General features: G+C 61.0%; 7 protein-coding genes. All 7 read right to left on the reverse strand.

Annotated features, from left to right (window positions below; genetic code table 11):
* Positions 1–312: 312 nt before the first annotated feature.
* Positions 313–846, reverse strand: coding sequence for a single-stranded DNA-binding protein (locus tag U9R61_RS00820; RefSeq protein WP_322486929.1), 534 nt, complete (start codon positions 844–846; stop codon positions 313–315).
* Positions 847–990: 144 nt separating this feature from the next.
* Positions 991–1,269 carry an Lrp/AsnC family transcriptional regulator gene (locus tag U9R61_RS00825; RefSeq protein ID WP_066782481.1) on the reverse strand — a complete coding sequence of 93 codons (279 nt, stop codon included), beginning with the start codon at positions 1,267–1,269 and terminating at the stop codon, positions 991–993.
* Between the two features lie 72 nt (positions 1,270–1,341).
* Positions 1,342–1,614, reverse strand: coding sequence for a hypothetical protein (locus U9R61_RS00830; RefSeq protein ID WP_322486930.1), 273 nt, complete (start codon positions 1,612–1,614; stop codon positions 1,342–1,344).
* A gap of 169 nt (positions 1,615–1,783) precedes the next feature.
* Entirely contained in the window at positions 1,784–2,326 is a 543-nt protein-coding gene (locus U9R61_RS00835; protein ID WP_322486931.1) for a hypothetical protein, read from the reverse strand.
* A gap of 44 nt (positions 2,327–2,370) precedes the next feature.
* Positions 2,371–2,979: a hypothetical protein gene (locus U9R61_RS00840; RefSeq protein ID WP_322486932.1), complete on the reverse strand. Its 609-nt coding sequence runs from the start codon at positions 2,977–2,979 to the stop codon at positions 2,371–2,373.
* Between the two features lie 447 nt (positions 2,980–3,426).
* A complete protein-coding gene (gene rpoC / locus U9R61_RS00845) occupies positions 3,427–7,929 on the reverse strand; it encodes a DNA-directed RNA polymerase subunit beta' (RefSeq protein WP_322486933.1) in 4,503 nt (1,500 codons plus the stop codon).
* A 146-nt stretch (positions 7,930–8,075) separates the two neighbouring features.
* Positions 8,076–11,759 carry a DNA-directed RNA polymerase subunit beta gene (locus tag U9R61_RS00850; RefSeq protein WP_322486934.1) on the reverse strand — a complete coding sequence of 1,228 codons (3,684 nt, stop codon included), beginning with the start codon at positions 11,757–11,759 and terminating at the stop codon, positions 8,076–8,078.
* Positions 11,760–12,209 lie beyond the last annotated feature (450 nt).

Consider the following 12,209-nt stretch of genomic DNA (forward strand, 5'->3'; position numbering starts at 1 on the left):
GCCGTCGCTTGGGGCGCCAGATGCGATGATCGTTCACGAGCACCCCGCGCGTCGCATTGGAGCGAGAGCCCGGTTTCGTGGCGCTCGTAGCGCATGAACCGTGTTGAACGACAAGGGGTATCCCCGAACCGGCGCGCCGTTGGTTCGCATGGCGGCGCTTCATGCCACCGCGAAAGCGTGTGGGCTTTCGCGCCACGGTTTCTGTAAGGGCGGTTTGGTCAAGGTGAACCGTAAGGGCGGGTTTGCCACCCGCCCCCGTCCGGTCTGATCCTTCGTAAGGGCGGGTGGCAAACCCGCCCCCTTATCGATCTTCTAAAACGGAATATCCTCATCATCCAGCGGTTGAGGCTGGTTGCGCGCAGGCATACGGTTAGCCGGCGGGCGCGCCGCGGGTGGATTATTGTTCGCCGGTCGCGGGCTAGCCGGCGGCGACGGCGGCGGCGTGCGGCGTACCGGCTCGTCAACCGGCTCGTCGTAGACCGGATCGGCATCGGGTACCGGCCCGCGCTCGCCTTTGGCCGAGAGAATGATCATATCTTGTGCAATCACCTCGGTGGTGTACCGCTCTTGGCCGTCGCGATCCGTCCACTTGCGAGTTTGCAGCCGACCCTCGATATAGACGCGGGTGCCCTTGGTGAGGTAGTTATTGCAGATTTCACCCAATTTATCCCACGCCACAATGCGGAACCATTCGGTTTCTTCGTGTTGGTTGCCGTCTTTGTCGCGCCACGTGCGGTTGCTCGCCACCCGGAAAGTCGTCACAGCGCTACCTTGCGCCGTGTAGCGCATCTCTGGATCGGCGCCGAGATGACCGGTCAGTTGTACTTTGTTCAAGTCCTTCGCCATCGTAACCCTCCTCGTCTCTCGTGTGTCATCGTCCCAACAGTACCGAACCGAGCGAGAGCTTTCCCGCACGTTCTAGAACTATTGTGCGAATTATAGCACCTGTTCTGCTGATCGTCAAGCACATGGATTGCAGCTTGCTAACAATTACGATAAGCCGATGTCGAACCCGGCTTCAAGATCTCGCCGCGAGTAGCGGCGGAAGGCGAGCACTGTCGTGGTGTGGCGCACCCCCGCAATGCGGGCAATGCCTCCCGGCACTGCCTCGTCGAGCGATTCGTAGTCGTTGACGCGCAACACCGCGATAATATCATAGTCACCCGTGACCGAATAGACTTCGGCGACATTAGGCAATTCGGCGACCTCTTGGGCGATGTCGCTGATCCGTTGCGGTTCGCAGGTAATGAACACAAATGCTGTCACCATACGCGCGCTCCTTTGCTCGCTGGCGGTTGTTTCGCTCCATCATACCAGATGAACGCGCTGGCTTGGCGACTTTCAAAACGACTCTGGCGGGCAAGCGCGCCACAGCATGGGCGTGAGCCAGTCCCAGAGCGTGTTGAACAACACCACGATCCCAGCGCCAATCACACTTGCTCGCCCCATCCACCCGCGCCGCCAGAGCGCATCACCGGCCGCTGTCGCACCCACCGCAATCGCCCAACTGAGCGCCATCAGATAGCGTGGGCTGTTCGAGACTTGGGTCACAAATGGCAACGCGGCAAAGATGATCGCGACAATGAAACGCAACCCCATCAGACCGGTGGTCATTTGCCACCCTTGCCAGCGCTATAGCAACCAGAAACTGGCCAGCGCAAACGGTATCGGTAACAACCCATAGTGCGCAATCAAACCCGCCTGCCAGAGGGTGAGCCAAAGCACTTCACGGCTGACCGGCCCGCGTCCGGCCACCGCAGTTAACTCGCCGCTCCGTGCCGTGTCAAGCTGTGCAAGAAACAGTGGTAAGGTAAGTGGCGGCGGTAAAGACGTAGATGCCTGCCGCCAACACCGCTAGTCGCGGCGATAACACCCGGCGGGCAATGAAGTAGATGATCACCACACTGAGACTGTCGGCCAGTGCGGCGCCGATCTGTAAGAGGAGTGGCGTTTCAAGACCGAATACGCGCAGCGGGGCTAGCAGTAGGTATGGCCCCGGCGGATAGGGAAAAGCCACCCCGCGATTGTTCGAGATAATGGTGATCAATCCGCCAAGCATTTCGTGAAAGCAGTTGGTTTGGAAGCCGATATCGCCAACCATGCTCGCGGGGTAGAATCTACCCCCGATCCGGGTAGCGAAGGCAATCGCAACCATAGCCGTGAGTGCGTTACCAATCCCTTCCGGCAACGCTTGCCTGCGCAACCATGCCTGCACCACAATGGTCAGTGGATAAGCAAGGGCCAGCGCAGCAAATGCCGCTTCAGCCCCAAACGCCAACCGCACTGGATCGAGCACGGTGACAAGCCAGAGTGCGTCAACCCCCACTGTCAACCTCCATCCGGCCCGTTGTGCCAAGGTGCGCGCCAGTATCAACCAGCCGAGCACGATGCCCCGGTCCACCACAGCAGCCGGTCAACCGCCGGCCATGCCCACCCGCCGGGAATGACCGCAATCTTGATCCGTTCGAGCGGTAAGCTGAGCCGGCGCGGGTCTGGCGGGATCTGAAAGCTGTCACTTACTAATCGGATGCGGAGATGACCATCGGCTGCAGACGGCATTAGCAGCCATTGGCGGCTGGTAGTGCGCCTAACCGGCACTTCGGCGATGAGCTGATCATGACTCCACACTTGAATAGGTAGCCGGCGCGAGATCGGCAATTGCATCACCAAGCGGCAACCAACGGAATTGGAGGATGGCAGTGCGAGCGCCCAAGCCAAGCCAAGGAGATTGATTTTAGCATTGCCGCCAGTCCACCGAAACGTGCCATTGACTCCCGCTTCGGCAGGATAGAAATCGCGCAAGAATGGCAAATCGACGTTGCCAACTCCCTCTTCGTACCCGACATCAATCACATATTGGCGAGGTAATTGGGCTGAGAGCAACGTCGCCGCGAGGAAGCCGGCCAGCGCTATCCAGAGCGCCGGCGCGCGCAATGCGCGCCATTCTTGGGCGATAACGTTGATGAAGCTATGAGGCATACGTGATACGGTTGTTAAACGCCTTGACCGGTGCGCGCCAAAAGTTGCGGCATTGCGGCCCACAATCCGCTATCAGTGTAGCGTATGTCGCTTCATGGCTTTGCATCGCGCTCCCCCGTTGTCATGATGCGCCGCACTCCCTCCCTTTTTGTCATAGCGCGCCCACCCCTCGCTGTCATGGCGAGACGCGCGGCGGGGCAGAGCGGTGCTCTGACCCCGCGCGGCGAAGCAATCTCCCCTAAGCACGGACGATGGCCGCTCACTCCCTGTCGCTGAAGCGGGAGGTTGCTTTGGTCGGGCGGCACCCAGCATAGCTGGGTACCACCACTCCCTCACAATGACAGTAAGGCTGCGCCCTGCTCCCCGACCGGTCAGCAAAAAGGGGAAGGGCGTGTGATGTCGCCCTTCCCCTGCCGCTGCTACCGCCAATAGCGTCTCACGTCACGCTTACGACAGCAGGTCTTCCTCACCGTTCTCCGGCTCATCGTGGTCGCCGTCACCCGACAACAGCTCTTCCAGCCGCGCCCGCAACAGGGCATCGCTGTCGCTTTCCGGCGTCGCGTGACCGTTCTTGTCCGGCAATTGGGCGGCGCGCGGCGCTTCCGCCGGTTTCTCCTCGGACTGCTGCACTTCTTCGAGCATGCGTGCCATCTCGCTGATCAGATCCTCGTGCGGGCGCTCAAGCCGCTTCTCGATGCCAGTGCCAGCCGGGATGAGCTTGCCAATGACGACATTTTCCTTCAGGCCGCGCAGGTAATCGACCTTGCCCTGAATGGCGGCATCGGTCAGCACGCGCGTCGTCTCTTGGAACGAGGCTGCCGAGAGGAAGCTATCGGTGTTGAGCGAGGCTTTGGTAATGCCCAGCAACACCGTCGCCGCCGTCGCCGGATCGCCTCCTTGGCTGACGATGTCGTTGTTGAGGCGGCGGAACTCGGTGCTGTCGATTAGCTCACCGGGCAGCAGGCCGGTGTCACCCGGCTCTTCGATCCGCACCCGGCGCAGCATCTGGCGCGCAATCACTTCGATGTGCTTGTCGTTGATGTTCACGCCTTGCGAGCGGTATACCTTCTGCGCCTCATTGACCAGATAGCGCTGCACCGCTTCGCGGCCCTGCAACTCAAGCAGCTCTTGTGGGTTGGCGCTACCGTCAGTCAACTGCTGGCCAGCCATCACCCGCTCGCCGTTTTCTACCCGGATGCGGGCATTATGCGGCGCTACCAGCTCGCGCTCTTCGTGATCTTCCTGACTGACCACGATCCGGTCGGGTTGGATGAAGGCCTTACCGGTGAGGCGAGCAACGATCTGCGCGCCACCTGGCCCTTCGGCAATCACCTGCCCTTCGTAGACATCGCTCTCGTGCTCGATGGTTGGCGTAAAGCCGCGCCCCAGCGGATACTCGTCGGTGTAGACATCGGTTGAGACAATGCGGATGATGCGCACGCCTTCTTCGTCGCGCACGATCTGCACTACGCCGTCGATCTCGGCCAGCAACGCTTTGCCCTTCGGCACGCGCGCCTCGAAGATCTCTTGCACGCGGGGCAGACCCTGCGTGATGTCGTCGGCGGAGGCCACGCCACCGGTGTGGAAGGTGCGCAGTGTGAGCTGGGTGCCCGGCTCGCCGATCGATTGGGCAGCGATGATGCCAACCGCCTCACCGATTTCAACCAGCTTGCCGGTGGCCAGATTGCGCCCGTAGCAGAGCCGGCACAGACCATGCTCGGCTTGGCAGGTCAACGGCGAGCGCACAAACACCGACTCTTGGCCGGAAGCCATGATTACAGCGGCCAGTTCTTCGTCAATCTCGGTATTGCGATCGGCGATCAGTTCGCCGGTCGTCTTGTGATAGATCGGCGCAGCGAGGATGCGGCCCAACATGCGCACCTGCAGCTTCTCCATCAGCTCGCTATCGTCGGCGCTGTGGAGCCACAAGCCCTCTTCGGTGCCGCAGTCTTCGATCGTGATGATCACATCTTGCGCCACGTCCACCAACCGGCGGGTGAGATAACCGGCGTCAGCGGTGCGCAGCGCGGTGTCAGCCAAACCTTTGCGTCCGCCGTGGGTCGAGACGAAGTAGTCGAGCACCGAGAGACCCTCGCGGAAGTTGGCCTTAATCGGCAGCTCGATGATCCGTCCGGTCGGGTCAGACATCAAGCCGCGCATACCGGCCATCTGCGAAATCTGGTTGATGTTACCGCGCGCGCCTGAGGTTGACATCATCGCCACCGGGCCGAAGGGGTTGAGATTCTCCTTCACGGCGGCGATCGTCTGCTTGGTCGCCTCTTGCCAGATCCGCACCACCTCTTGGTAGCGCTCCTCTTCGGTGATCAGACCGCGGCGGAACTGCTTCTCGACATCGGCGACCAGTTGCTCGGCCTCGCGCACGATGTCGTACTTCTTAGCCGGCACTTCGATGTCGTCAATGCCGATGGTCATACCACCGAGGGTCGCATAGCGGAAGCCGAGCGCCTTGATCCGGTCGGCCTGCTGTGCCGTCATCTCTGAACCGTAGATGCGGGCCAATTCTTGCACGTGCTTATTGCCGTGCGAAGCGCGCACCTCGTTGAACTGCTCTTCGCTCAGGTTGCGCAGATTAGTGTAGTACTGGTAGCAATCGGCGATAATCTCCTTGAGACCCTTCTTGTCGATCAGGCGATTGCGGAAGCGCAGTGGCATTTGCAGCTCGTTATTGAGCAACACCCGCCCGATGGTCGTCTCAATCACCATGCGCGGCGTCCCGTCGGCGGCGGGGGGCAGCTCGCGCACCGGACGGTCGCTCTTGCCTGAGATGGTGCCGTTCATTCGGATCCAGATCGGTGCTTGAATGTCAACCAGATCCTTCTCGTAAGCCAACATGGCTTCGTCGATCGAAGCGAAGCGCTTGCCCGACCCCTTCGCGCCATCGCGCACCATCGTCAGGTAGTAGCACCCGAGCACGATGTCTTGCGAGGGGGTAATGATCGGTTCGCCGTGGGCCGGACTGAGCAGGTTATACTTGCTCAGCATGCGGGTGCGAGCCTCTTCCTGCGCCTTGCGCGAGAGCGGCACGTGTACCGCCATCTGGTCGCCGTCGAAGTCAGCGTTAAACGCGGCGCAGACGAGTGGGTGCAGTTGGATGGCCGACCCCTCGATCAGCTTGGCCTCGAAGGCCTGAATCGAGAGCCGGTGCAGCGACGGCGCGCGGTTGAGCAGCACCAGATAGTCTTTAATCACCTCTTCGAGTGCATCCCACACTTCGGGGCGGACACGCTCGACGGCGCGCTTGGCGTTCTTGATATTGTGGGCCACACCCCGCTCGACCAGCCGGCGCATCACGAACGGCTTAAACAGCTCCAGCGCCATCTTCTTGGGCAGACCGCACTGGTGCAGTTGCAGGTTCGGCCCGACCACGATCACCGAGCGGCCCGAATAGTCGACCCGCTTGCCGAGCAGGTTCTGGCGGAAGCGGCCCTGCTTGCCCTTGAGCATATCGCTCAAACTCTTGAGACGATGCTTGCCCTTGCCGCTCACGGCCCGCCCGCGGCGACCGTTGTCGATCAGTGCGTCAACTGCCTCTTGCAGCATGCGCTTCTCATTGCGCACGATGATTTCGGGCGCATTGAGTTCGATCAGCCGCTTGAGCCGGTTGTTGCGGTTGATCACCCGGCGATAGAGATCGTTCAGGTCACTGGTGGCAAAGCGACCGCCATCAAGCTGCACCATCGGGCGCAGGTCGGGCGGGATCACCGGCAGCACGGTGAGGATCATCCATTCAGGGCGATTGCCGCTCTTGCGGAACGCCTCCACCACCCGCAGGCGCTTGGTCGCCTTCTTGCGGCGCTGGCCCTGCGAGGTCTGCACCTCCATTTGCAGCTCCTCGGCCAGCTTTTCAAGATTCACCGTGCGCTCGATCAATTCGCGCACCGCACCGGCGCCCATATCGGCGCGGAAGACACCGGGGGCAATATCGCGCAACTGGCGATACTCGGTCTCGGTGATGATCCGGCCCACCTTGAGGTTATTGAGCTGTTCGATCTTATCCTTCTCTTCGCGCACGAGACTATCAAGCTCGCGCTGAAGCCGCTCTTGCAACCGCTCTTGCTCTTGGGTCGCCTCATACGCCTTGCGCTCGCGCTCGGCGTCAGTCAACATCTCGGCATCGGCCAGATCGCGGCGGCGGCGCTCTTCGAGCACCTCAAGCTCTTGCTCAACCAATTCGTCGAGCTGGTCGAGGGTGTTGTCATTAATTGGCTCACCCTCTTCGACCACCGTCACGCCGCGGAAGATAACATCTTCGTCGGCGAGCGTGCCACTCATCTCTTCCAACCGCTCGCGCAGCCGCTCGGCCTCATTCGCGATCTCATCGCGCAACCGGCGGTACTCCTCTTCGATCTGGCGCTGGGTGCTGCGCTGAGCCGTCTCCATGCCGCCGAGGTCTTGGGTGAGCTGGGTGCTCAGCTCGATCCGCTTCTCTTCGGCTTGGTGCTGGATCTTCTCGCGGCGGGCGGCGTACTCTTCCTGAATCATCTCGCGCGCCACCTGCAACATGTCCTCTTTCACCTCGACGATGATGTACGAGGCGAAATAGAGCACGCGCTCAAGGTTGCGCGGCGAAATGTCAAGTAACAGGCCGAGCCGTGACGGCGTGCCTTTGACGAACCAGATGTGGCTGACCGGCGAGGCCAGATTGATATGACCCATGCGCTCGCGGCGCACCTTAGCCCGCGTCACCTCGACGCCACACTTATCGCAGACGACGCCCTTGTAGCGCACGCGCTTGTACTTGCCGCAGAAGCACTCCCAGTCTTTGGTCGGGCCAAAGATGCGTTCGCAAAACAAGCCGTCGCGCTCAGGCTTGAGCGTGCGGTAATTGATCGTCTCAGGCTTGGTGACTTCGCCGTGCGACCACGATCGGATATCCTCAGGCGAGGCGAGACTGATCCGAATGGCGTTGAAGTCGTTAATTTCCAGCATGTGGGCTTACTCCTGTAGCGGAAGCGTACCGCCAGACTCCACGCGCCCAGCGCGGCTGGCCCGCGTTGGCGCAGCTATTGGGTCAGATCCGTTGTGTTCGGCGTGGCCGGGCGACGGGATGTACCGCCGCCCAGATGGGGTCGTGGTTAGAACTCGCCGCGTTCCATGCCGCTCAGGTTGATGCCTTCGAGCGCGCCGATGTCGCTGTCGAGGTCATCGCTCAGCTCAACCGGCTTCTCATCGGCGCTCAACACCTCGACACTGAGACCAAGGCTTTGCAGCTCCTTGATCAGCACCTTGAAGCTTTCGGGCACGCCAGCCTCTTGGATCGGCTCGCCCTTCACGATCGCCTCGTAGGTCTTGACGCGGCCAACCACATCGTCGGACTTCACCGTCAACATCTCTTGCAAGGTGTAGGCCGCCCCATATGCCTCCAGCGCCCAGACTTCCATCTCACCGAAGCGCTGGCCGCCGAACTGGGCCTTACCGCCGAGCGGTTGCTGGGTCACGAGGCTGTAGGGGCCGGTCGAACGGGCATGGATCTTATCTTCGACAAGGTGGGCCAGCTTGAGCATATAGGCATAGCCGACCGTCACCGGATGATCGAACTTCTCGCCGGTGCGCCCGTCGTAGAGCGTCACCTTACCGTCGGCGGGCAAGCCGGCCTGCACCAGCAGGTCTTTGATCTGCTCCTCGTGCGCGCCATCGAACACCGGCGTGGCGACGCGGAAGCCAAGGCGGGCAGCAGCCCAACCGAGGTGGGTTTCGAGAATCTGGCCGATATTCATACGCGACGGCACACCGATCGGGTTGAGGATGATGTCCACCGGGCGGCCATCGGGCAAGAAGGGCATATCCTCGATCGGCAGCACTCGCGACACCACACCCTTGTTGCCGTGGCGACCGGCCATCTTGTCGCCAGCGCTGATCTTGCGCTTCTGGCAGAGCAACACGCGCACGGTCTGATTGACGCCAACTGGCAGATCAGCGCCCTCGCTGCGCGAGAAGACCTTGACATCGATCACCTTACCGCGCACACCGTTGGGCACCCGCAACGAGCTATCCTTCACCTCACGCGCCTTCTCGCCGAAGATCGCGCGCAGCAGCCGCTCTTCCGCGGTCAGATCAGTCTCACCCTTCGGCGTAATCTTGCCGACCAAGATATCGTTGGGCTGTACCTCGGCACCGATGTAGATAATGCCGCGCTCATCGAGATTGCGCAGGCTCTCTTGGCCGACGTTAGGAATGTCGCGGGTAATCTCTTCGGGGCCGAGCTTGGTATCGCGCGCCTCCACCTCATACTTCTCGATATGGATCGAGGTAAAGATATCTTCGCGCACCAGCCGCTCGCTGACAAGGATCGCGTCCTCGAAGTTACCGCCTTCCCACGGCATATAGGCCACTAGCACATTCTGGCCGAGGGCCAATTCACCCTGATCGGTGCTCGAGCTATCGGCGATCACCTCGCCGGCCCGCACCCGCTGCCCGCGCACCACTGCCGGACGCTGGTTGATACAGGTATCTTGGTTGCTGCGCATAAACTTGCGCAAGCGATACTCCGTCTGCGTACCGTCGTCTTCTTCCACCACAATCCGGCTGCTAGTGGCACTGAGCACTACCCCAGCGCGGCGCGCGACCACCACCTGACCGCTATCGCGAGCGGCGCGGTACTCCATCCCGGTGCCGACGATCGGGGCATCGGGCCGCAGCAACGGCACCGCCTGCCGCTGCATGTTCGATCCCATCAGGGCGCGGTTGGCGTCATCGTGCTCAAGGAAGGGGATCAGCGAGGTCGAGACGCTCACCACCTGCTTGGGCGACACGTCCATATAATCCACCCGCTCAACCCGCTCGGTGACGAAATCCTCGCCGAAGCGGCACGAGACGGTCGTTTCGAGGAAGCGATTGTGCTCATCGAGCGGCGCATTGGCCTGCACGATTACAAAGCGGTCTTCCTCATCGGCGCTCAGGTAATCGACCTCTTGCGATACCACCGGGCGGATCTTGATATGCTTAATCGGCAACGCCACGATCCGCTCGGCCAAGGCGCGATTGATCTCGGTGCCGGCCTCGGCGATCACCTCGTCGGTATCGGGATCGACAACATCCTCGCGCAGAATCTGGCCGCGCAGCAGCCCGATCGTAACCTGGCGGGCAATCTGGTCATCAACCCGCGTACCCTTCGCCGCAATCAGCTCGCCGGTGCGCAGATCGCGCACATCGCGCAGCAACACGCCCTTCTCTTTCCAGACCTGCGCGTTATCGACGCTGTTATACACCTTGCGGTACGGCGTCTCAAGGAAGCCCATCTCGTTGACGCGGGCGAAGGTGGACATCGTGCCAATCAGACCGATGTTCGGGCCTTCCGGCGTCTCGACCGGGCAGATACGGCCATAGTGCGAGTGATGCACGTCGCGCACTTCAAAGCCGGCCCGATCGCGCGAGAGACCGCCAGGGCCGAGGGCCGACAAGCGGCGCTTATTGGTCAGCTCCGCCAGCGGGTTCGTCTGATCCATAAACTGGCTCAACTGCGAACCGCCGAAGAACTCGCGCATCGCCGCCACCACTGGCCGGATATTCACCAGCCCGTTCGGCGTCGCGCTAGCCGGCTCTTGCAGCGACATACGCTCTTTGACCACCCGCTCGAGGCGCAGCAGACCAACCCGGAATTGCTGCTGGATCAGCTCGCCGACGGTGCGCACGCGGCGATTGCCGAGATGGTCAATGTCATCGGGACGACCGTGGCCATTGTTGAGCAAAATCATCTGCTCGACGATGCGGAAGATATCACGCGGCAACAGCACCCGCACGCTCAGATCAGGCGCCTTCGCGCCATCGCGGCGCGCATCGCGCTCCCAGAGGTTCTTGTTCAACTTATAGCGGCCCACCTTCGCCAGATCGTAGCGGCGCGGGCTAAACAGCAGCGACTCGATCAGCGAACGCGCATTCTCAAGCGTCGGCGGATCGCCGGGGCGCAAACGCTTGTACAACTCAAGCAGCGCCTCTTTCGCGTTACGCGACGGATCTTTGTCGAGCGTCGCCTGAATATACGGATGCTCGGCCACCGTGTCAATGTGGCGGAACAGCTCGATCATCTGGTCGTTGTGACCATACTTGTCCAGCTCGCTGTCTGGCGCCCAGCGCCCGCTGCCATCTTCTTCGGCCAGCCATGCGCTAATCGCGCGCAGCAGAATCGTGACTGGAATTTTGCGCTTGCGATCAACCTTGACGCTAATCACATCGCGCTTATTGGTCTCGAATTCGAGCCATGCGCCGCGGTTCGGGATCAGCTTAGCCGTATGCAACACCCGCCCGCTGGTCGGATCCTTCTCGTCTTTGAAATAGACGCCGGGAGAGCGGATCAACTGCGACACCACCACCCGTTCGGCCCCGTTGTAGACAAAGGTGCCGTTATCGGTCATCATCGGGAAGTCGCCGAGAAAGATCTCAGACTCCTTAATTTCGCCGGTGGTGAGAATGCGCAATTCCACCCGCACCCGCAGCGGCGCAGCATAGGTCAGATCGCGTTCACGGCACTCGAACTCGTCGTAGCGCGGCTCGCCGAAGGTATAATCGCGGAAGTGGAGCTCAAGATTCTTACCGGTAAAATCGGTAATCGGCGAGATCTCATCGAAGAGTTCGCGCAGCCCCTCACGTTTGAACCATTCAAAACTCTTGAGTTGGGTTTCGATCAGCAACGGCAGATCAATCGCGTCCTTAATCCGGGCAAAGGAACGGCGCTCGATCCGGCGCGACCGGCGACCATCGGCGCCCGGGTCGATCGGGGCGATCAGCGGCTGAAGGACCACGCTCTCAATCAACGGGGGCATACGCACCTCTCCTCTATCACTTATAGGTGGGCTCACGGCGCTCCGTGGCAACCAGTTTCGTCAAAAAAACAGAAACAGCCGCCCTGCCGCTCTCCCTTCAGCGGGTTACCGGCAGACTGGCACACGTCTCGTTCGCTGTTCAATATTCGTTCCGCCCCGCACGGGGACATCCTGCCATCGTGCTACTCACGCTTGTCGGCGCGCATCTTATAGATCGCGAAAGACAATGATACCACGTACTTGCGAAAAGATCAAGGAGATTTTGAAGCGAGACAGTGTCTTGTTATTGGTAGTATACCATAAGTAGAGAGTGATTCGCCCCCACCCCCTCTCCCTTGCGGGGGCAGGTATTTGAGGCAGCCCACCTCGTATCATAGATGTCCCCACTCCCACCGTGATACGAGATGCCGCATGACTCACCACAAGGCAGGAGCGGAATGGACGGCACGC

This window comes from Chloroflexus sp., assembly GCF_034431535.1.
In the GTDB taxonomy this organism is placed as follows: Bacteria; Chloroflexota; Chloroflexia; order Chloroflexales; family Chloroflexaceae; genus Chloroflexus.

What these genes read in the sequence shown, in the direction of transcription:
- U9R61_RS00820 (WP_322486929.1), bottom strand. Translation starts at nt 846, where the DNA reads ATGGCGAAGGACTTGAACAAAGTACAACTGACCGGTCATCTCGGCGCC.
- rpoC (WP_322486933.1), bottom strand. Translation starts at nt 7,929, where the DNA reads ATGCTGGAAATTAACGACTTCAACGCCATTCGGATCAGTCTCGCCTCG.
- U9R61_RS00850 (WP_322486934.1), bottom strand. Translation starts at nt 11,759, where the DNA reads ATGCCCCCGTTGATTGAGAGCGTGGTCCTTCAGCCGCTGATCGCCCCG.
- U9R61_RS00825 (WP_066782481.1), bottom strand. Translation starts at nt 1,269, where the DNA reads ATGGTGACAGCATTTGTGTTCATTACCTGCGAACCGCAACGGATCAGC.
- U9R61_RS00830 (WP_322486930.1), bottom strand. Translation starts at nt 1,614, where the DNA reads ATGACCACCGGTCTGATGGGGTTGCGTTTCATTGTCGCGATCATCTTT.
- U9R61_RS00840 (WP_322486932.1), bottom strand. Translation starts at nt 2,979, where the DNA reads ATGCCTCATAGCTTCATCAACGTTATCGCCCAAGAATGGCGCGCATTG.